At 68.6% G+C, this 21,061-nt stretch carries 6 protein-coding genes and 2 pseudogenes; 1 reads left to right on the plus strand and 7 read right to left on the minus strand.

Annotated elements, in window-relative coordinates:
* Positions 1–46 precede the first annotated feature (46 nt).
* The 3 genes from JX552_RS17315 to JX552_RS17325 form a co-directional block, all read right to left on the minus strand.
* Positions 47–2,587, minus strand: a complete 2,541-nt coding sequence (locus tag JX552_RS17315) for a PEP-utilizing enzyme (RefSeq protein WP_205873263.1) — start codon at positions 2,585–2,587, stop codon at positions 47–49.
* Complete coding sequence (locus tag JX552_RS17320; RefSeq protein ID WP_205873264.1) at positions 2,584–15,000, minus strand: type I polyketide synthase; 12,417 nt, start codon at positions 14,998–15,000, stop codon at positions 2,584–2,586. The genes JX552_RS17315 and JX552_RS17320 overlap by 4 nt, the downstream gene beginning before the upstream one ends.
* Positions 15,001–15,295: 295 nt before the next feature.
* Positions 15,296–15,646, minus strand: coding sequence for a hypothetical protein (locus JX552_RS17325; RefSeq protein WP_205873265.1), 351 nt, complete (start codon positions 15,644–15,646; stop codon positions 15,296–15,298).
* Positions 15,647–15,822: 176 nt separating this feature from the next.
* Here JX552_RS17325 and rbpA point away from each other — a divergent pair, with 176 nt between their 5' ends.
* Positions 15,823–16,158 (plus strand): RNA polymerase-binding protein RbpA, encoded by a 336-nt coding sequence (gene rbpA, locus JX552_RS17330; protein WP_055579709.1) that lies wholly within the window; start codon positions 15,823–15,825, stop codon positions 16,156–16,158.
* 4 nt (positions 16,159–16,162) lie between these two features.
* On the opposite strand, the pseudogene JX552_RS34145 reads toward rbpA, so the two are convergent.
* The 4 genes and pseudogenes from JX552_RS34145 to JX552_RS17350 form a co-directional block, all read right to left on the minus strand.
* A pseudogene (locus tag JX552_RS34145) lies at positions 16,163–16,960 on the minus strand (polyprenol monophosphomannose synthase); the annotation flags it as partial.
* A 113-nt stretch (positions 16,961–17,073) separates the two neighbouring features.
* Positions 17,074–18,723: pseudogene (gene lnt / locus JX552_RS34150) on the minus strand (apolipoprotein N-acyltransferase); the annotation flags it as partial.
* A 145-nt stretch (positions 18,724–18,868) separates the two neighbouring features.
* Positions 18,869–20,401, minus strand: a complete 1,533-nt coding sequence (locus JX552_RS17345; RefSeq protein WP_205878513.1) for an amidohydrolase — start codon at positions 20,399–20,401, stop codon at positions 18,869–18,871.
* 102 nt (positions 20,402–20,503) lie between these two features.
* Positions 20,504–20,998 carry an FxsA family protein gene (locus tag JX552_RS17350; RefSeq protein WP_205873268.1) on the minus strand — a complete coding sequence of 165 codons (495 nt, stop codon included), beginning with the start codon at positions 20,996–20,998 and terminating at the stop codon, positions 20,504–20,506.
* Positions 20,999–21,061 lie beyond the last annotated feature (63 nt).

The raw sequence follows: 21,061 nt of genomic DNA on the forward strand, positions 1-21,061 counted from the left end.
CGCACCTCCCCCGGCCCCGCCGGATGTGAAGCACAGGGTATCGCGGTCAGGGCTCCAGCACGCGGATTTCGCCGGTGGCGCCGTCGACTTCGACCAGCGCCCCTTGCGGCAAAGACCGGGTGGCGCCCTGTACGTCCACCACACAGGGGAAGCCGAACTCGCGGGCCACTACGGCAGCGTGCGACATCGGCCCCCCGAGTTCGGTGACTACCGCCGCGGCGTAGCAGAACGCGGCCGTGTAGCCGACGTCGGTGACCTCAGCGACCAGGATCTCGCCGGGTTGCAGGTCGTCGATGGTCTCGGGGCGCACAATCCGGACCCGGCCGCGTACCCGCCCACCACAGACCCCGACGCCACGCAGGGTGTCCCCGCCGGCCAGCACGGCGGGCGAGGAAGCGGTCGGCTCCCAGTGGCCGCTGAACACCGTGGGCGGCACGACGGCCACCAGCCGGCGCTGCTCGGCACGGCGCTGCGCCACCAGCTCAGACACATTGGCGGGCAACGCATCGAGTTCGTCGACCAACAGATAGAACACGTCGTCAACGGATTCAAAGACCCCGGATGCGGTCAGCCGGCGGCCGTACTCGCGCAGCAGTCCGCGCAGCACCCAGATCGCCCGGACCATGCGGTCGCGGCGCACCTCACGGTCGCGCAGTTGTCGTGCGGCGAGCAGGGCAACAGGCTTGGCGCGCAACGGAATCGGAGCGTGTCGTGGTTCGGGCGCCGGCGGGGCGCTCAAGGCTTTGGTGACCATCCGGATCAGCAACTCGGGATCATCGGCGTAGCTGGTCGACAGCATCTCGACCTCGGCCGGACCACGGTGTCCCATCAGCGCCAGTTCGTCGAACACCGCACGGTGAAACTCCGGCGCCTCCACGGCCAGCTTGTCCAGGCGCTCACCGGGTTCGGCAAGCACCCGCAGCACGGTCGGATCACGCCGAGCCGCCGATGCCAGTCGTTGCACCGCCTCCACTGATCGGGCACTGACCAATTCCGGACCGGCCGACGGAGCGGTCTCGCGCCCACACAATCCGCGCAACAACACGTTGAACGCCGCGCACAACATGAACGATCCCGAGGCCAGCAACCACCCGTGCACCACATGGTCGCGAGCCAGCAGGATCAAGCTCGACAACCGGCGGTCATCCAATCGCGTCACATCGTCGCCGACCAGTTGCTCCAAACGATCGATATCGGCGCGGTAGTCGTGAGTGTCGAGCGGGGAGCCCGCGCTCAAACCCACCAGATTGACCCCGAACACGCCGATATTGCGGATGGTGCGCAACCGCCGTCGGATCGGGTTGGTTTCCGACGGCGGCCGCTCCTCACCGAAGATCGGGAGGGAGGCCATGCTGGGACCGAAGAATCCACTGTTGCTCACGATGGTCGCGGGCTTGGCGAACGGCACGGTTTCGGCCATGAAGTGAGCTGAGGTGATCGCTCCGTAGAGCCGGTGGGCGAACACCGCGACGGTGCGCATCGCGATTTCCTTCTGCACTATCCCGCCGGGCCGCAACCTCTCGGCAATGCCCACACCGCCGGCACGCAGGCCACGAACGGTCACCGAGGCCGACGACGGGGAAAAGGGACCAGGTAGTGCCTCGGACAGGTTGGTGGCCAGGAAGGTGGGAAAGCGCGGGTCGATCGGGGTGTCGAACTCACCGTTCACCCCTTCGGGGCCGGCCAGTTTCGGCTCGACCCCGTCGTCGGCCGGCGTGTCGACCGCGGGCAGGTCCTGGACCGGGGCCAGCCGCCAGGGCAGCGCCAGCACGAGGTCGCCCAATGCAACTCGGCCGCGCACTGCGAGCGAAAAGTCCTCGAGGCATTCCTGCGCCGTCCAGGCCGGCTCGAGATGCCACTCGTCGCGCAGCCGGCCGGTGTCCATCAGCGGAACGGCGAGCTCAGGGCCGATCGGCACTGACGGGCGCCGCAACGCCGCCGCGACCTGTCGAACCGATGGCGTTCCGGCAGCGGCGAGATTCACTGCCCCGCTGATGATTTCGTCTTGCAGCACGGCCTGGTCGAGCAGCCGGAGCGCGTCGTCGGTGTGTACAACCTGGATGCGGCGTTCCGCGGGCCCGCGCAGCACCACCGGCAGTGCGGCGAAGGCACGCAATCGGTTGTCGACACTGCGGCCTACGACGAGCGGGAGACGGATCGCCACCCACTCGAACCCGGAATCGGCCAGCATCCGCTCCACCCGGGCCGCACACCGCCCCTCGCGCGTCGTCGGGTCCAGCGGGTCGTCCTCGGTGGCCGGCTGCGGCTGCTGGCCGTAGACCTGCGCGCAGGACGTGAAAACGATCCGCCCGCTGCCGGCGTCGGACATGGCGTCCAGCAGGTTGGCGGCCCCCAGGATATCGTCGGAACCCCGCGCCGGGATGCAGTGTGCGACAACGGTGACTCCGGCGACCGCATCCCGGACCGCATCCGCGTCCCGGATGTCGGCTGCCACGAAACGAGCTGCGCTGGGCCAGCTTTCCGGACGACGGCGGGCGATGCCGGTAACCTCGTGGCCCTGGCTCAGCAGTCTGGCAACCAGGCCGCGGCCGAGCACGCCGGCGGCACCGGTGACGGCGATTCTCACTCGTCGTCATCCATGAACGCAGCGTTGACCAAATCGTCGAGGTCCATGTCCGCGAGGTCCTTGGCGCTCGACGCGTCGTTCGGTGTCCCCGCAGCGCCGTTGCGGTCGCCGTCCTGCTCGTTGGCCAGCGCCAGCAGCAGATCCAGCACGCCGGCCTGGCGCAGTCGCTTGACCGGAATGGATGCCACGACGCGCCGCAACTCCTCTTCGCCGGGCGCCGCGGCGGGCTGCGTGTCTGTGTGTGCCGCGCCGATCAGCTCCCGGTGGAAGTAACCGGCCAGCGCCGCCGAGTTCGGGTAGTCGAAAATCAGCGTCGGCGAAAGCCCCAGCCCGGTAGCGGCTTTGAGCCTGTTACGCATCTCCACCGCGGTGAGCGAGTCGAAGCCCAGCTCCTGGAATGCCCGGTCGGGATCGATGGCTTCGGGCGTCGTGTTGCCCAGCACCGTGGCGATGTGCGAGCGCACCAGGTCCAGCAGCACGGCGTGCTGTTCTTCCTCGTCCAGCCCCTCCAAGCGCTGCAGCAGCGCCGACTTGGATTTGGCGGCGGCCAGTGAGTCGTCGACCTGGCGCCGCGCGGGCGCGTTAATCAGGTCGACGAACATCGGCGGCAACGTTCCGGCGTCGAACTTGGCGCGCAGCGCCACTAGGTCGATGTGCGCCGGCAACAGGAACGGCTCGTCGACAACCAAAGCGGTGTCGAGCAATTCGAGCGCTTCCTGCGAACCCATCGCCACGATCCCGTCGCGGGCGAACCGGGCGAGATCGGCCGCGCCGAGCGCCCCGGTCATGCTGCTGGCCTGATCCCACAGCCCCCAACCGAGTGAAACGGCCGGCAGCCCGTGCTGCCGCCGGTGCAGGGCCAGCGCGTCCAGGAACGAGTTGCCGGCCGCGTAGTTGGCCTGACCCGACGCGCCGGCCAGCCCGGCGATCGAGGAAAACATCACGAACGCCGACAGTTTCAGGTCGCGGGTCAACTCGTGCAGGTTCCACGCCGCATCCACCTTGGCCCGCATCGCCGCGTCGACCCGTTCCGGGGTCAACGACGTCACCACCGCATCGTCGAGCGTTCCCGCCGCGTGGATCACCGCCGACAGCGGACGCTGTCCCTCGATGTCGGCCATTACCTCGGCCAGCGCCGCCCGGTCGGCCGCGTCGCAGGCAACGACTCGCACGTCAGCGCCGGCCGCCGCGAGTTCGGCGGTCAGCTCGTCGGCGCCCGGGGCCTCCGGGCCGCGACGACTCACCAGGACGAGGTGTCGCGCCTGGTGTTTGTGCACCAGGTGCCGGGCCAGCGCCGAGCCGGCCATGCCGGTTCCGCCGGTGATCAGGACGGTGCCGTCACCGACGCCGGAGTTCATGGTCATCACGACCTTGCCGACGTGGCGCGCCTGACTGAGGTAGCGCAACGCGGCCGCCGCCCGACGCACGTCGAACACAGTGGCGGGCAAGGGTTGTAGGACGCCGGTTTCGAACAGTGCGGCCAGCTCGCCGAGCATTGACCGGATGTGGTCGGGCCCGGCTTCGAACAGATCGAAGGCGCGGTAGCGCACGCCGAGCGCGGCGACCTCGTCGGCGTCGCGGATGTCGGTTTTGCCCATCTCCAGGAAAATCCCACCCGGGGCAACCAACCGCAGTGACGCGTCGACGAATTCGCCGGCCAGCGAGTCCAGCACGACGTCCATGCCGCGTCCGCCGGTGGCGGTGCGGAAGTGGTCCTCGAAGTCCAGGCTGCGCGAGTCGCCGAGGTGAGCATCATCAAAGCCCATGGCACGCAGAGTGTCCCATTTGCCCTTGCTGGCGGTGGCAAACACCTCCACACCCCAGTGCCGGGCCAGCTGCACGGCCGCCATGCCCACACCGCCGGCGGCGGCATGCACCAGCAGCCGCTGTCCGGGCTGCACGTCGGCCAGGACTTTCAGCGCGTAGTACGCGGTGGCGAAGACGACCGGCGCGGTGGCCGCCTCGGTGTCCGACCATCCGGCCGGGATCTTGATCAGCAACCGCTCGTCGGTGGTCGCCACGGCCCCGGTGCCTTCGGGGAACAATCCGGTCACCCGGTCACCGGCCGCGAACAGTGTGGCATCAGAGGCGGTTTCGATGACCATTCCCGATGCCTCGACCCCCATCGCCGCGGCTTCGTCGGGGTAGAGGCCAAGCGCGATCATGACGTCGCGGAAGTTGGCGGCCATGGCGCTGGTCGCGATGCGTACCTGCCGCGGTCCCAGGGGGGCGTCCGCGTCCGGAATGGGCTCCATGCGCAGGTTTTCGAAGGTTCCGGGGCTGCTCATGCCCAGTCGCCAGGGCACGTCGCCGGGAGGCGCCAACAATCCGCGCACCGCGCGGCTGCCGTGCACGCGCGCGATGTGGATGGTGCCGTTGCGCAGCAGCACCTGCGGCTCGCCGACGGCGAGAATGCCGGCCGCTTCGTCGTCGGTGATGGCCACATCGGTGTCCACCAATACGATTCGGCCGGGATGCTCCGTCTGAGCCGAGCGCACCAGGCCCCATACCGCGGCGCCGGCCAGATCGGTGACGGTCTCACCCGGTAGCGCCATCGCGCCCCGCGTCGATACGACCAGCACCCCGGAGCCGTGCTCGGCCAGCCATGCCTGCACGGCTGCCAGCGCGTGGTGAGTGGCCGTGTACACACCGGCCAGAGTGTCGCCCGCGACAGGTTGCGACTCGAACACCTCGTAGGGCGGGGTGCCCGTCGTCACCGACGATGGCGCGGGTGACCAGTTCACCTCGAAGAGCCGGTCGCCGGCCGATCCGGCCAGGGCAGCCCTGAGCTGCTGCTCGGTCACCGGACGAGCCACCATCGAGGCCACCGACAGCACCGGCAACCCCAGCGCGTCGGTCAGCTCCACCGACACCGACGACGGCCCGGTCGGGGTGATGCGAGCCCGCACCGCCGACGCGCCGGCCGCGTGCAGGCACACGCCCTGCCAGGCGAAGGGCACCAGTACGCCGTCGGAGCGTCCCAGATCGCTGTCGGCACCCGCGATGAGGGCGTGCAGCGCCGCGTCCAGCACCACCGGGTGCACCCCGAATCCCGCGGGCGACAGCCCCGCGGTGTCGGGGAGGTTCACTTCGGCATACAGGTCGTCACCGCGACGCCACATCGCGGTCAGTCCCTGGAAGGCCGGGCCGTAGCCGTACCCGCGCTCGGCCAGCTGCTCGTAGGTGCCGGTGACGTCCACCTGGCTGGCACCTACCGGCGGCCAGCTGGACAGCTCCGTGATCGGTTCCGGCGCTTGAGAATTCACCAGTCCTTCGGCGTGCAGCAGCCAGCCACTCTCGGCCCGCGAGAAGATCGAAACGCCACGGGAACCGGACTCGTCGGCGGCATCGACGACGACTTGCACGGCGACCGAACCGGATTCGGGCAGGATCAGCGGAGCGGCCAGCGTGAGCTCCTCGACCGTCGTGCAGCCGACCTCGTCTCCGGCGCGGATGGCCAGCTCCACGAAACCGGCGCCCGGGAAGATCGCGACGCCACCGACCGCGTGGTCCCGCAACCAGCCGTGCGTCGCGGCCGACAGTCGGCCGGTCAGCACCACACCACCCGAGGCCGGCAGGTCGACCACCGCACCCAGCAGCGCGTGCTCACCGGCTGCCTGACCCAGGCCCACGGCGTCGACGGCGGTACTGGCGCTGGAGAGCCAGAACCGGCGTCGCTCGAAGGCATACGTCGGCAATTCGACGAAGTTCGCCGGCCCCAACACCGCCCGCCAGTCCACCGGGGTGCCGGCCACGAAAACGTGAGCCAGCGCGTTGATCAGGGTCGCGGCTTCGGGCCGGTCCTTACGCAGCGCGGAACTGGTGGTGATCGCGACGTCGGGCAACGACTCCTCGATCGACGCAGTCAGACCGCCGCTCGGACCGACCTCTAAAAACCTTGTCGCACCGGCCGATTGCGCGTAGCGGATGCTGTCTTCGAACCGTACCGCTTCCCGGACATGGCGCTTCCAGTAGGCGGCCGACGCGAAGTCGTCGCCGACCGGTTGTCCGGTCAGGTTCGAGATGACTGGAATGGTGGGCTGCGCGATCGGCAACCCGGCCGCGACCGCGGCAAACTCGTCGATCATCGGATCCATCAGCGGTGAATGGAATGCGTGGGAGACGGCCAGTTGGTGGACCCGTCGGCCCTGCACCCGCAGGCGTTCGGAAACCTCGAGCACCTGCTCCTGCGCACCCGAAATCACCAGTGACGCCGGACCGTTGATCGCGGCGATGCTGACTTCAGCGGTCAGGAGCGGCCGCACCTCTTCCTCGGTGGCCTGCACGGCCACCATCGCCCCGCCAGCCTCCAGCCGCTGCATAAACCGTGCCCGGGCGGCGACCAGGACGGCGGCGTTCTCCAGCGACAACACCCCGGCGACGTGCGCCGCGGACAGCTCACCGACGGAGTGCCCCATCACGAAATCGGGCCGCACGCCCCAGGATTCCAGCAGGCGGAACAGCGCAACTTCGACAGCGAACAACGCTGGCTGCGCGAACTCCGTTGTATTGAGCACACTTTCGTCGTGACCCCACATCACCTCGCGCAGCGGTCGCAGCAGGTGTCGGTCCAGTTCGCCGACAACGGTGTCGAACGCCTCGGCGAACACCGGGTACGTCGCATGAAGACCCATACCCATACCGAGCAGTTGGGAACCTTGGCCGGGAAAGACGAACACGGTCTTGCCGCCGGGCTGCGCCACACCGCGGATGACGGCACCGAGATCGTCGTCGGCCAGCTCGGACAACCCGCTGAGCAACTCGTCCCGGCTGCCACCGACGACCACGGCGCGGTGCTCGAACGACGATCGGCCGGCCAATGTCCAGCCGACGTCCAGGGGATCGAGTTCCTCGCGCCGGCCCAGGTATTCGGCAATCCGTCCGGCCTGGAAACGCAAGGCCGCGGCGGACTTGGCCGAGACCACCCACGGCAGCACCGCCGGTTTCGGCCCGCGAGTTTCGACGGCCGGTGCGGCGGGACCGGATTCGATGATCACGTGGGCGTTGGTGCCGCTGATCCCGAACGACGACACCCCGGCCCGCCGGGCTCGCACCGCTTCGGCCGGCCAGGGCCGCGGCTCGGTGAGCAGCGCCACCGATCCCGTCGACCAGTCGACGTGCGGGCTGGGCGCGTCGACGTGCAACGTGGCCGGCAACACCTGGTGACGCATCGCCTGCACCATCTTGATCACCCCGGCCACACCCGCGGCGGCCTGCGTGTGGCCCATGTTCGACTTGATCGATCCAAGCCACAACGGCTCTGCGCGTCCCTGGCCGTAGGTGGCCAACAACGCCTGCGCCTCGATCGGGTCGCCCAGCATCGTGCCGGTGCCGTGACCCTCGACGGCATCCACGTCGGTCGCCGACAGACCCGCGTTGGCCAGCGCGGCGCGCACCACCCGCTGCTGGGAGGGACCGTTGGGGGCGGTCAGGCCGTTGGACGCGCCGTCCTGGTTGATCGCCGACCCACGCACTAACGCCAACACCGGGTGCCCGAGTCGCTGCGCGTCCGAAAGCCGTTCCACCACCAGCATTCCGCCGCCCTCGGAGAATCCGGTGCCGTCGGCGGCGCCGGCGAATGCCTTGCACCTGCCGTCGGCCGAGAGGCCCCGCATGCGGCTGAACTCGACGAAGATGTCGGGGGTCGCATTGATCGTGACACCGCCGGCCAGCGCCAGGTCGCACTCGCCCGACCGCAGCGACTGCACCGCCATGTGCAACGCCACCAGGGACGACGAGCAGGCGGTGTCGACCGACACGGCGGGCCCTTCCAGCCCGAGCACATAGGCGACCCGGCCCGAGGCAACGCTGGAAGATTGTCCGGTCAAGCGGAAGCCCTCCGCGGCCTGGGCGGCGCCGATGCCGTAGCCCTGGGTGTACACCCCGGCGAACACTCCGGTCGCGCTGCCCCGCAGCGAGCCTGGCTCGATGCCCGCCCGTTCCAGCGCTTCCCAGGACAATTCGAGGTACAAGCGCTGTTGCGGGTCCATGGCCAGTGCTTCGCTGGGTGCAATCCCGAAGAAAGCGGGGTCGAAGTCGGCGACGCCGTCGACGAATCCCCCGGTTCGCGTGTAGCAGGTGCCGACCACGTCGGGATCGGCGTTGTACAGACCAGCCAGGTCCCAGCCGCGGTCGGCCGGGAAATCCGAAAGCACGTCGCGGCCCTGGATCACCATGTCCCACAGGTCCTCGGGCGAATACACCCCACCGGGGTAGCGGCACGACATGCCCACGATCGCGATCTGATCCTCACCGGTCACGCGTACGGCCGGGGTGTGGGTGATCTCCTGGGGCAATCCGGCGAGTTCGGTACGGATGTAGGTGGCCAGGCCACTGGGGGTCGGGTAATCGAAGATCAGGGTGGGTGACAGCGAGAGCCCGGTGGCTGATTTCAGCCGGTTACGCATTTCGACCGCGGTCAGGGAGTCGAAGCCCAAGTCCTGGAAAGCTTTATCGGGATCGATGGCTTCGGGGGCGACGTTGCCCAGCACCGTGGCGATGTGGGAGCGCACCAGGTCCAGCAGCAGGGCGTGCTGCTCGTTTTCCGGTAGCCCGTGCAACCGGTGCGCAAGCGCCGATTTCGACTTCGCCGCGGCCAGCGACTCGTCGACCTGGCGCCGGGTCGGTGCGTTGACCAGGTCGCGGAACATCGGCGGTACAGCTACGGCGTGGGCGCGCAACGCCGCTAGGTCGATCCGGGCGGGCGCCAAAAACGGCTCATCGACAATGAGGGCGGTGTCGAAAAGTTCCAGTGCCTCTTGCGACGACAGGGCCAGGACGCCTTCGCGCCCCAACCGGGCCAGGTCGGCTTCGTCCAGCCCGCCGGTCATGGCGCTGGCCTGATCCCACAGTCCCCAGCCCAGCGATATCGCCGGCAACCCGTGCGCCCGACGATGTGCCGCCAGTCCGTCGAGGAAGCAGTTGGCCGCCGAGTAGTTCGCCTGTCCCGACGAACCCACCAAGCCAGCCATCGACGAAAACATCACGAAGGCCGAGACATTCAGATCGCGGGTGAGCTCGTGCAGGTTCCACGCGGCGTCCGCTTTGGCTCGCAGCACCGAATCGATCCGGTCCGGTGTCAGCGAGGTGACCACCGTGTCGTCCAGCACGCCGGCGGCATGAATCACCGCGGAAAGCGGCCGCTGCACCGGGATGTCGGCGATCACCTTGGCCAGCGCCGGGCGATCGGCAGCGTCACATGCCGCCACTTGCACCTGCGCACCCGCGGCCTCGAGTTCAGCCGCCAGCTCGGCGGCACCGGGTGCGTCCGGGCCGCGCCAGCTGAGCAACACCAGATGCCGAACGCCGTGCTGGGTCACGACATGGCGGGCCAACGCCGAACCCGCCATGCCGGTGCCACCGGTGATGAGCACCGTGCCGCGGGCCCACAGGCCCGGCAATGTCATGACCACCTTGCCGGTGTGGCGGGCCTGGCTGAGGTAGCGCAGCGCCGCCGGCGCGCGCCGGATGTCGAACGTGGTCACCGGCAACGGACGCAACACACCCGCGTCGAAAAGTTCGGCGAGATCGAGCATGAATTGGTGCATCCGCGGCCGGCCGGGCTCGAACAGGTCGAAGGCGCGGTAGCGCACACTCGGGTATTGCTGCGCGATGACTCCGGGGTCACGGATGTCGGTCTTGCCCATCTCCAGGAACACGCCACCCGGAGCAACCAAACGCAGTGAGGCATCGACGAATTCGCCCGCCAGCGAGTCCAGCACCACGTCCATACCCGCGCCACCGGTGACCGTGCGGAACTTCTCCTCGAAATCCAGGCTGCGCGAGTCCGAGATATGGTCGTCGTCAAAACCCATGGCGCGCAAGGTGTCCCACTTGCCCTTGCTGGCGGTGCCGAACACCTCCAAACCGAGATGCCGGGCCAGCTGGGTGGCAGCCATGCCCACCCCACCGGCGGCGGCGTGGATCAACACCCGCTGCCCCGGCTTGACGGGTGCCAGGTCCATGAAGGCGAACCAGGCGGTGGTGAAAACCGCCGAGATGGCGGCCGCTTCGGCGTATGACCAGTGCGACGGCATCGGCAACAGCAGCCGGACGTCACCGGGGACCAGGGTGCCGCTGGTGTCGGGGAAGAAGCCGTACACCGAATCGCCGACCGCGAACTCGGTGACCCCGGGTCCGACCTCGACCACCACGCCGGCGCCCTCGCCACCCAGCAGTGCTTCGTGGGTAAACATCCCCAGCGTGATCATGATGTCGCGGAAGTTGGCCGCGATGGCGTGCAGGGCTACACGCACGTAACCAGGCTCCAGCGGTGCCTCGGCGTTGGGCACCGGCTCCAGGCGAAGGTTTTCGAAGGTGCCCGCACTGCTCAGGCCCAGCCGCCACGGTCCGTCGCCCGGCGGCTCCAGGATGTGATCGACCGCGCGGCTGCCCCGGACCCGCGGGGTGTAGATCTGTCCGCCCCGCAGCAGCAACTGCGGCTCACCGACGGCCAGCGCTGCGGCCACAGCCGAATCATCCAATGCCACGAGGGAATCGATGAGCACCAGGCGGCCCGGATTTTCGGTCTGCGCCGAGCGCACCAGCCCCCAGACCGCCGCGCCGGCCAGATCGGTGACGTCCTCTCCGGGCAGCGCCATGGCCCCGTGGGTCGCCACCACGAGAACACCCGTCTCATGGTCGGTCAGCCACGACTGCACCGCAGCCAAGACGCGGTGGGTGCGTTCGTAACTTGCCGTCACCGGATCTTCGTCACCGGCAACCGATTCGAAGATCTCATAGGACGTCGCGGCAGCGCCGGTGGATGTCGCCGGTGTCCAGACGAGTTCGAACAGCCGGTCCGGACCCGAGCCGGAAAGCGCTGCTCGAAGCCGCTTTTCGTTCACGGGGCGAGCCACCATGGCAGCCACCGAGAGCACCGGCAGCCCCAAGCCGTCGGCCAGTTCGACCGAGACCGCGGAGTCGCCCGCGGGCGCGATCCGCGCCCGCACCGCCGAGGCGCCCGCGGCGTGCAGCGTCACGCCCTGCCAGGCAAACGGCAGCACGAGTTCGGCGGCCGGGTTGGCCAATACCGCGGCGTGCAGGGCGGCATCGAGCAACGCGGGATGCACCCCGTAGGCGGCCGAACCCCCGGCCGGATCCGGCAGTGTCACCTCGGCGAACAGCTCCGGCCCGCGCGACCACAACGCGGTCAGTCCGCGAAACGCCGGCCCATATCCGTACCCGTGCTCGGCCAGTCGCTCGTAGCCACCGGAAAGATCGATGGCGACGGCGCCTTTCGGCGGCCACTCCGACAGGTCGGCGCTCGGCTCCACGGCTCCACGGCTCAGTGTGCCCTCGGCATGACACACCCATACCGAACCGCCGTCGACGTCAGTGTGCGAGTAGATCGACACAGCACGCTGCCCGGTGTCGTCGGCCGCCGCTCCCACGATCACTTGTACCGCAACGGATCCCGATGCCGGGATCACCAGCGGGGACCGCAAAGTCAACTCGTCGACCACCGAACAACCGACCTCGTCGCCGGCGCGGATCGCCAATTCCACGAAGCCGGTGCCGGGAAACACCACCATGCCGGAGACGGCGTGATCGGCCAGCCATCCCTGCACACTCGGAGCAAGCCGACCGGTCAGGACCACGCCGCCCGAGTCGGGCAACTCCACCACCGCACGCAGTAGCGGATGCTCGCTGGCCTCGAGTCCAAGACCAGAGGCGTCGGCTACGCTCCCCTCGCTGGAAAGCCAGAATCGGCGCTTGTCGAAAGCGTAGGTCGGCAGCTCGACGAACCCGGCGCCGTCCAGCAGACCGCGCCAGTTCACGGCTACCCCAGCGACGAATGCGGTGGCGGCCGAGGACAGGAACCGTTGCAGTCCACCGTCTTCGCGCCCCAGGGTGGGCACCACGACGGGTTCGGTGTCGCAGGCGGCGGCGGTGCCCTCGATGCCGGCGATCAGGGCCGGGTGCGGACTCGATTCGATGAACACCCGGTAGCCGTGCTCGCAGGCACTGCGTACCGCCTGGTCGAGTTGCACGGTCTGACGGATGTTGCGATACCAGTAGTCGGCGTTCAAACCGGCGGTATCCAAACGACTTCCGGTGACGGTGGAGAAGAAGGCGATGCGCGATGAGGACGGTTCGAGTCCGGCCAGCACCTCGGCGAGATCGCGGCGAATCGCTTCGACCTCGACGGAGTGCGAGGCGTAGTCGACGTCGATCCGGCGCACTCGGAGCTCGCGCTCGACACAGGCGGCGCTGAGCTCGTCGAGTGCGGCCACCTCACCGGATACCACGACCGCCGCCGGTCCGTTCACGGCAGCGATGTCGAGGCGATCACCGAACGGCGCCAACAGCTCTCGCGCCTGTTCGGCACCGCAAGCGATCGACACCATTCCGCCCGGCCCGGCCAACCCGGTCAGGAGTTGGCTTCGCAGCGTCACCACTTTGGCGGCATCGCGCAACGACAGCGCCCCAGCGACGTAGGCCGCGGCGATCTCGCCCTGCGAGTGACCGATGACGGCGTCCGGGCGCACGCCGATCGACCGCCACAGCTCGGTCAGCGACACCATCACCGCGAACAGCACGGGTTGGACGACGTCGACGCGGTCCAACCCCGGAGCACCGGGTGCGCCACGAAGCACGTCGATCAGCGACCAGTCGACGAATTCGGCGAAGGCCGCGGCGCAGGCCTCGATCTGCCGAGCGAACACCGGTGCGGAGTCCAGCAATTCGACGGCCATGCCAGCCCACTGCGACCCCTGGCCGGGGAAGACGAAGACGGTCTTCCCGGTGGGCTGGGCCGCGCCCCGGATGTACTCCCCCGGCTCGTCGGCCGCGAGATCGGCCAATCCGGCCAGCAGCCGTTCACGGTCTCCCCCGACGATGACGGCCCGATGCTCGAACGAGGTACGGCCCGCCAACGACCAAGCGACGTCGGCCACATCCAGATCGTCACGCCCGCCTATGTATTCGGCCAAGCGGGAGGCCTGGGCCGTGAGCGCCGAGGCCGATTTGGCCGAGATCGTCCACGGCACCGCCGGGCGCCGCGGCACAGCCTCGTGGGGCTGTTCGACCGGCGCCGACTCGATGATCACGTGCGCGTTCGTGCCGCTGATGCCGAATGACGACACCGCTGCGCGGCGGGCACCGGCGGCTCCTGCTTTCCAGGGCTGGGCCTGAGCGAGCAACTCGACCGAACCCGCCGACCAGTCCACGTGCGGCGACGGTTCGTCGACGTGCAAGGTCGCCGGCAACAGCTCGTGACGCATGGCTTGCACCATCTTGATCACGCCCGCCACACCGGCCGCGGCCTGCGTGTGCCCCATGTTCGACTTGATCGATCCCAGCCACAGCGGTTGCCGTCCTGCCTCCGTGCGTCCCTGTCCGTAGGTGGCAAGCAGCGCCTGCGCCTCGATCGGGTCACCGAGCGTGGTGCCGGTGCCATGGCCCTCGACCACATCGACGTCGGTGGCCGACAAACCGGCGTTGGCCAGCGCCGCGCGCACCACGCGCTGTTGGGAGGGACCGTTCGGCGCCGTCAATCCGTTGGAGGCGCCGTCCTGGTTCACCGCCGTGCCCCGCACCACTGCCAGCACCGGATGCCCCAACCGCCGCGCGTCCGAAAGTCGTTCCACCACAACGATGGCACCACCCTCAGACCAACCCACTCCGTCGGCGGCGCCCGCGTAGGCCTTGCAGCGGCCGTCGGGAGCGAGGCCGCGGTGACGGCTGAACTCGACGAAGACCGTCGGGGTGGCGTTGACCGTCGCACCACCGGCCAGCGCCAGGTCACACTCTCCCGACCGCAGTGATTGCACCGCCATGTGCAGCGCCACCAGCGACGACGAGCACGCGGTGTCCACCGACACCGCCGGCCCTTCCAGGCCCAGCACGTAGGACACCCGACCGGAGGCGACGCTGGACGTCATACCGGTAAGCCGGTAGCCCTCGATCTCCTCAGCAAACATCCCATAGCCCTGAGCAATGATTCCAGCAAACACACCTGTGGCGCTGCCACGCAAGCCGCCCGGATCTATTCCGGCGCGCTCAAGGGCCTCCCAGGACAGCTCCAGCAGCATCCGGTGCTGAGGGTCCATCGCGAGCGCCTCGCTCGGCGCGATGCCGAAGAAGGCGGCGTCGAAGTCGGCCACGCCGTCCACGAAGCCACCGGTGTTCGCATAGGTTTTGTGCGCCGCGTCCGGGTCCGGGTCGAAAAGTTGACCGACATCCCAGCCGCGATCGGTCGGAAACTCCGCGATGACATCGCGGCCCTCGGCAACCATCTGCCACAAGCCGTCCGGGGAGTCCACGCCCCCGGGGAACCGGCACGACATTCCGACGATGGCGATCGGCTCACTGGTCCGCTCCAGCAGCGCGCGGTTGGTCTTTTTCAGGCGTTCGACCTGGACCAGCGCTTTCCGCAATGCTTCGGTCGCATGCTGGAGCTGATCACTCATTACTAACCCCTCGCCTAATTTGGTCGTCTCTGACCCGCCGGATGCGGCTCTCGCCGAGTCATAGAAGGTGCTGCGCGAAGCGACCGCTTGGTGCAGCATTCCGACCCAAGAATCTCGCTGGTGAGTATCGCCAACTTCGGCAGGATTTCAAAAACGTCGAATACTCCCAGCAGCTTGCAGGAGAACGGACGGGCACCCCGCGTACCGTGAGCCTTCTGTACTCCCTTGTACACCCGGCCCGCCGTCCATTTCGCGACTGTACCGGTCCGGCCGGGCCGTGCGTGCCGCGTGCGCCTCAGACTCCCACGCGACGCCAGCCGTCGGCGGCCCTGGCAGCACGCAGCAGCTCGTCGCACAATTCACGCAGTTCCCTCGCCGCCGCGCCTTCGTCCAGCGCGGTGACGACGTCCTCGGCCGCACATCTGACCTGGTAGACGCGATCGGACAGGTCGGCCGCCTCCTCCGCCGACAGCACCACCGCGTCAGCGGGAAGCGCGGCCGCTTCGCCGCGGGAAATCATCGCCCGTTGTTCGTAGGCTCGCTGCCGACACGATTGCCGGCAGTACTGGCGGCGGCGGCCCATTCCGACATCGGTGACATCACGACCACACCAGCGACAGGGCTGGGGACGAACGCGACGACTCACGCCTGACGACTTTAGTCCGATACCGGCCGTGATCCCGGTATCATGGACAGTCGCGTCGCGCACCGCGCACGACCGTGCCTAACCGGGAACTTGTGCAGACGGCCTTAACGTTTGCTTAGACAGATCCAGAATTACGGGAGCAGCAGAAGCTCGCCGGACCCAAAGGAGCAGCGCCAATGGCTGATCGTGTCCTACGAGGTAGTCGCCTCGGAGCCGTGAGCTATGAGACCGACCGCAACCACGACCTGGCACCGCGCCAGATTGCCCGGTACCGCACCGAGAACGGCGAGGAGTTCGAGGTTCCGTTTGCCGATGACGCCGAGATTCCCGGCACGTGGCTGTGCCGCAACGGCATGGAAGGCACCCTGATCGAAGGTGACCTGCCCGAGCCCAAGAAGGTCAAGCCGCCGCGTACGCACTGGGACATGCTGCTGGAGCGCCGCTCGGTCGAGGAACTCGAAGAGTTGCTCAAGGAGCGCCTGGAGCTGATTCGGTCGAAGCGCCGCGGCTAGATTCTCACGTGTGAGCGCGGCTGGACCGGGTGCGGTCGCGCCTGCTTTCAAAGCCCCACTGCGCGACCTTGACCAGGGCCTCGCGGATGTTGGAGCCGCTCATCTTCGACACACCGATCTCGCGCTCGGTGAAGGTGATCGGCACCTCGACGACGACGAATCCGGTGTTGACGGTCCGCCAGGTCATCTCGATCTGGAAGCAGTAGCCCTTGGAGTCGACGCTGGCCAGGTCGATCGTCTCGAGCACTTCGCGGCGGTAGGCCCGGTAACCGGCGGTGATGTCGTGCACCCCGACGCCCAGGGCCAGGCGCGAATACGTGTTGGCGGTCCACGACAGCGCCCAGCGTCGCCACGGCCAGTTCCGTACGGCGCCGCCGTGCACGTAGCGTGAGCCGATTGCGAGATCGGCCCCGGCATCGACGGCCTCCAACAATCGGTAGAGCTGTTCGGGCGCATGGCTGCCGTCGGCGTCCATTTCGACCAGGACCGAGTAGCCCCTGCCCAGTCCCCAGGCGAAACCTTCCAGGTAGGCCGCGCCGAGGCCGTTCTTGACAGTGCGGTGCATCACGTGGATGCGCTCCGGATCGGCCGCCACCAGCTCGTCCGCGAGCTGCCCGGTGCCGTCGGGACTGTTGTCGTCGACGACCAGGATGTGAACATCGGGGCAGGCGGCAGTGACGCGCCGATGTATCAGCGGCAGGTTCTCCCGCTCGTTGTAGGTGGGGATGATCACCAGGACGCGCTGGCTGGGGCTGTTACCCGCACCCTCGTGCGCAGGCTGGCCGGTGGTCATGTAGCTCCTTCATCTCGCCCGATAGGGGTCCGCTCACCCTCGTCGGACGGGGTGCCGTTCGCAGTCTCAACGTGTGCGTTCGTTGATTCGTTCGCCACTTTCCCGTCGTCCGTTTCAGCTGACGGCGTATCGGAATCATCAGGTTCCTCCGCCGGCCCCGACCGCCTTCGCAACCGAAAGCGCCCGAGGCGTGGGAACCAGCCGGAGGAAGAACTATTGTGCCGTATCGCGAAGAGAACCACCGCGCCAGCTGCCCCGACCAGTACCCACTGCAACATCGGGGCCCAGCGCGTCGCCGGCGTCACCCTGGTCTTGAGGCGGACCTGAGTGTCGATGTAGTCGGGCACGAAGAAATCCGTGCGCTTCAACTCCGCCCCGTCCGGTGCGATGACGGCGCTGATCCCGGTGGTGCCGGCCACCAGCACGTACCGGTCGTGCTCGACGGCGCGGACCTTGGCGAACGCCAGTTGCTGCTCGCTCATCGTCTTGGTGAAAGTGGCGTTGTTGCTCGGCACCGTCAGCAATTGCGCGCCGTTGAGGACGGAGTTCCGCGGCGCGCGGTCGAAGACCACTTCCCAGCAGGTGGCCACCCCGACCGGGACGCCGGCGATGCGCACCGTCCCGGTACCCGGAACAGGGACGAAGTAGCCGGCACGGTCGGCGTAGCCGGAGAGATGGCGGAAAAACCACCGCATGGGCAGATATTCGCCGAAGGGTTGCACGATCGCCTTGTCGTGCCGATCGGCGGGTCCGGTGCCCGGGTTCCAGACGATCATCGTGTTGGTGTATTCCGGGTTGTCCTTCGCCTGACCCGGCTTCGCGAGCAGCGTGCCGATCAGAATCGGGGCCCCGATCGCGTCGGCGGCCTTGGAGATCTCCTGGCCGGCGTCGGCGTTGGCGAATGGATCGATGTCCGAGGAATTCTCCGGCCAGATGACGAAACGGGGCTGCGGGGCCAGCCCGGCGCGCACGTCTTCGGCCAGCCGCAGTGTCTGACCGACGTGGTTGTCCAGCACCGCGCGGCGCTGTGCGTTGAACTCGAGCCCGAGACGCGGCACGTTGCCCTGCACGATGGCTACGGTGACGGTGGGTTCGCCGCCGGACCCTGCGCCGGCGTGCCGCACCTGCGGCCAGACGAGGGTGGCGGCCAGTAACACCAGGCAGATGCTGATGCCGGGCAGTAGGACGGCCGGTGGTTCGGCTGCGTAGTCGGCGGGCCCGGCGCTGCCTCCGGTGGTGAACCACTTGCCGATCTCCAGCGCGATCGCCGTCACGCTGGCACCCAGCAGCACCACCGCACAGGACAACAAGGGCACACCGCCGAGTTGCGCCAATGGCAGCAGCGGTCCCTCGGCTTGGCCGAAGGCAATCGAACCCCACGGAAAACCACCGAACGGAACAATCGATTTGAACCACTCCTGGGCACCCCAGAGCACCGCGAACCAGATCGGCCAACCCGGCAGCGGCCGCACCACGACCGCGCACAGCCCGAACAACGCCGGGAAGCAGGCCGAAGCCGTCGCCAGCACCAGCCAGGGCATGTCGCCGACGAGCGCGCCGATCCACGGCAACAGCGGCACATAGAACGCCAGACCGAACAGGAAGCCGTAGCCGAGCCCACCGGCCGGTGTGGTGGCGGGATTCTTGAGCACCCAGCTCAACAATGCGATCGCGACGACGGCGGCCCACCACCAACTCAGCGGCGGGAAGCTAGCGTACAGAAGCAGACCGGCCGCGAGAGTGACGAACAGTCGCCCCAGCCGGGGGCGCAGCCGATCCCAGACTGCCGGTGCTCGCCCAAACCCGCGGCGGACCGATTGCCGCAGCCGGGCCGAAGCGCCGGGCCGAGCGGCTGGCAAATCTTCGGGTGCTTCACCCAGCACATCACTTGTTGTTTGCTCCGCGCCTGGCGTGCCGTCAGCCATAGATGACCGCACCCCGGTGCACGGTCTGGCGGCACTGCGGCAAGGTGTCGTTCTCGTCTAGGCGGGGAAGCGCGGGGACCCGGGACCGCGGGTCGGTCGACCAGCGTTGGACGGCGTCGCGAGGTGCGCTGACGTCGAGCGGGCCGGCGTCCCATATCGCGTAGGAGGCGGGAGCCCCGGGAACCAGGCTGCCGGTGAGGCCGTCGCGGGTACCACTGGCCCGCCAGCCGCCGCGGGTTGCGGCAGCGAACGCGGCCCGCGCCGACACCCCGCTTCCCGGGGTGCGGTGGTGGACCGCGGCGCGCACCGTGGCCCACGGCTGGAAACCGGTGACGGGCGCGTCAGAACCGAAGGCTAGGGGCACGCCTTGCGATGCTAACAGCGCCAGCGGGTTGAGCCGGCTGCCCCGGTCCGGACCGAGTCGCTGCGCATACATTCCACCGTACCCACCCCACAGCGCGTCGAAATTGGGCTGCACACTGGCGATGACACCCCATGCTCCCAGCTTGGCGGCCTGGTCGGCGGTGACCATCTCCAGGTGCTCCAGCCGGTGTCCGCATCGGGCGACGGCGGCCAATCCGAGGTCATCCACGACCCGCTCGATCGCATCCACGACCGCCGAGACCGCCGCATCGCCGATGACGTGGAAGCCTGCGGTCACCTCGGCTTCACTGCAAGCGCGGACGTGCGCCTCGATCGTTTCCGGGTCGAGATGGCGGGTGCCGGTGCAGCCGGGCGCGTCGGCATAGGGTTCGTGCAGCCAGGCGGTGTGCGATCCCAGAGCACCGTCGATGAACAGATCACCGGCCAGCCCACGGGCGCCGGTCTCGGCCATCAGGGATCGGGCGCGCTCCGCGGTGGTCACCGGTTCTCCCCAGTAGCCGATCACTTCGACGCCGTGGTCGAGGTTGCGCAGAGCGAGCCAGTCGTCGAGCCCGCCGATCTGCGGTCCGGCGCACTCGTGGACCGCGACGATGCCCGCCGCGGCCAGCCCTTGTAGCGCCGCGAGGCGGGCTTCCGTCAGTTGGTCGGGCGTCAGCAGGCTGCGGGCGACCGCGCGCACCTGGTGATGCGCGTCACCGGTCAGCGGCTGTTCGGCGGCGAACCCCGCCGCCGCGGCCAGCCCGGGGACGAGCCGCCGCAAACCGGAGGACGCCAACGCCGAATGTACGTCGATACGGGTCAGATAGGCGGGTCGGTCACCCAGAACCCCGTCGAGGTCCTCGGTGCTGGGGGCGGTGTTCTCCGCCCACGTCGACTCGTCCCAGCCGTGGCCCCACACCGGCCGCCCCGGGTGCGCTGCCGCGTGGTCGGCAACCATCTGTAGGAGCTGCGCCGGGGAACCGGCCGCACGCAGTTCCAGCCCGCTCAGGGCCAAGCCGGTGGCCGTCACATGGACGTGGCTGTCCACGAATCCGGGCGCCACGAACGCGCCGTCGAGATCCTGCACATCGGCGTCGGGAAATTGGTTGCGCCCCACTTCATCGCTGCCCAACCAGGTGATCACATCACCGCGCACCGCCATGGCGGTGGCGTCGGGATGACTGGGACTGTGCACCCGGCCGTTGACGAGCAGCGTGGTAGACGTCACGGCAAAACCCTAGATGGCGGGTCGGCGTGCGGACTGCTACCGGGGCGGCTGAGCGGTGCCCGGAGCGCGGGTCAGGGTCGGCGGCTCGCCGTCGATGACGTCGATCACCTCGCCGTCGATGTAGTCCTGGCGCGGCACGCCTGGCGGCGTGGCGCCGATCAACGGAACGCGGCGCAAGAACCCCCGCATCGCCACCGCCGTGAGACTAGGACGCGCGACCGCCCGGATCGGCGGCACCAGCAGCAAGAGCCCCAGCACGGTGGTGGCCAAGCCGGGAATGACGACCAGCCCGGTTGCCATCGCGGTCAGCGCGCCGTCGCTCAGCGCGTTGCGCGGCTCCTGCACACCGGATCGCAACTGCATGAATTGCCGGGTGAGCTGGAATCCGCCCATCGGGGCACCCAGGCCCAGCCCCAGAACGAGGGTGCCCACCAGGACCGCCACGGTCCAGCCGACGCCAATTGCCGCCGCCAGCCCGATCGTGACCATGAGCTCGACGACGGCATAGATGAGAAACAGCCGTCCAACCATGACAGGCAAACGTCCGCGTCGCACCCAGGAGTTCCTCGAACGGTCGCGGCGCGGCTGCAGTTA

The organism is Mycobacterium gordonae (genome assembly GCF_017086405.1).
In the GTDB taxonomy this organism is placed as follows: Bacteria; Actinomycetota; Actinomycetes; order Mycobacteriales; family Mycobacteriaceae; genus Mycobacterium; species Mycobacterium gordonae_D.